General features: G+C 69.1%; 2 protein-coding genes and 1 pseudogene. 1 reads left to right on the forward strand and 2 read right to left on the reverse strand.

Annotated features, from left to right (window positions below):
• Together WAN71_RS23160 and recO are read right to left on the reverse strand one after the other, a co-directional pair.
• Positions 1-190, reverse strand: a pseudogene (locus WAN71_RS23160) (isoprenyl transferase); the annotation flags it as partial.
• Positions 150-998 carry a DNA repair protein RecO gene (gene recO, locus WAN71_RS23165; RefSeq protein ID WP_422227570.1) on the reverse strand — a complete coding sequence of 283 codons (849 nt, stop codon included), beginning with the start codon at positions 996-998 and terminating at the stop codon, positions 150-152. The gene recO and the pseudogene WAN71_RS23160, both read right to left, overlap by 41 nt.
• Positions 999-1,061: 63 nt before the next feature.
• Here recO and WAN71_RS23170 point away from each other — a divergent pair.
• Positions 1,062-1,594, forward strand: a 533-nt coding sequence (locus WAN71_RS23170) for an amidase family protein (protein WP_422227571.1), incomplete at its 3' end; no start/stop codon positions are given.

The raw sequence follows: 1,594 nt of genomic DNA on the forward strand, positions 1-1,594 counted from the left end.
GAAGTGTGTTGCGGGGGCCGGCGCGGACCGCCGTCGGGTGACGGCGGGAGCACGGGAAAGACCACCGGCCAGGTGGATTTGTCGGGAAAGGTTGGGTAGTCGTCGGGGCAGGCGGCAGCTGTGGGAAGTCGATCGCTTGCCGCTTACGCTCAGCCGTCCGCTCTGAGCGGCTCACCCGGCTCGTCCCCATGGGCGACATCCTGCCTGACCAGAGCTATGCGGCGGTCGACCAGGCCCGAATAGACGCTGAATGCCGAGTCGACCCGGCCTGTCCGCTCGACCAGCGGCAACGTTCGCAGCTGCCGCTCCAGATGCCATTGCAGGTGGGCGGCCACCAATCCGCTGACGTGGCTGCGGGCCGAGTGCGGTGCGGTCTCCGCGGCCTCCCAATCCCCGTCGTGCAGCGCCGACATCAGATCCAGCACACCCAGCGGCGGTGTCGTCGCACCGGCGGGGCGGCAGTATCCGCAGACGCTGCCGCCTGCGGCGATGTGAAATGCCCGATGCGGGCCCGGTGTGCCGCAGCGGGCGCATTCGGTCAGCGCCGGGGCCCACCCGGCGATGCTCATGGCCCGCAGCAGATAAGCATCCAGCACCAGCTCGCGGGATCGCTGACCATCGGCCACCGCCCGCAACGCTCCGACCGTGAGTCGATGCAAGGCCGGGGCCGGCGCTCGTTCCTCACCGGCGAGGCGCTCGGCGGTCTCCAGCATCGCGCACGCGCAGGTGTATCGGCCGTAGTCGCTGACGATGTCGGTGGCAAACGCGTCAAGCGAGACGACCTGCGTGACGATGTCCAGGTTGCGGCCCGGATGCAGCTGCACGTCGATATGCGCGAACGGCTCCAGTCGCGCGCCGAACTTGCTACGGGTACGGCGCACACCCTTGGCCACCGCGCGGACCAGTCCATGGTCGCGGGTGAGCATGGTGACAATCCGGTCGGCTTCGCCGAGCTTGTGCTGGCGCAGCACCACCGCACGGTCTCGGTACAGCCGCATAGATACCAGTTTGTCACCGCACTGCGACGGCGCCTCGCACCCGCGCCGATAATGTCGGTAACGATGAGTAATTCTGCCTATCGTCAATTTCCCACCCTGACCGACCAGCTCTACCAGTTGGCCAGCGGCGAGGTGACTTCCGACGAGTTGGTCCGCCGCTCGCTGCACGCCATCGATCTGAGCCAGTCGACGCTCAACGCCTTTCGCGTGGTGCTCACCGAGACGGCGCTGGCCGACGCTGCCGCGGCCGACCGGCGGCGCGCCGCCGGCGACCAGGCGCCGCTGCTCGGTGTCCCGATCGCGGTCAAGGACGACGTCGACGTCGCCGGAGTGCCAACCGCCTTCGGTACTTCCGGGCACGTTCGGCCCGCTACGCAGGACGCCGAAGTGGTGCGCCGGCTGAAGGCCGCCGGCGCGGTGATCGTCGGCAAAACCAACACGTGTGAGCTGGGCCAATGGCCGTTCACCAGCGGACCCGGATTTGGCCACACCCGTAATCCGTGGTCGCGCAAACACACCCCGGGTGGTTCGTCGGGCGGCAGCGCGGCCGCGGTGGCCGCCGGGCTGGTCACCGCCGCGATCGGCTCCGACGGCGC

It is taken from the genome of Mycobacterium sp. (genome assembly GCF_049280035.1).
Lineage (GTDB): Bacteria > Actinomycetota > Actinomycetes > Mycobacteriales > Mycobacteriaceae > Mycobacterium.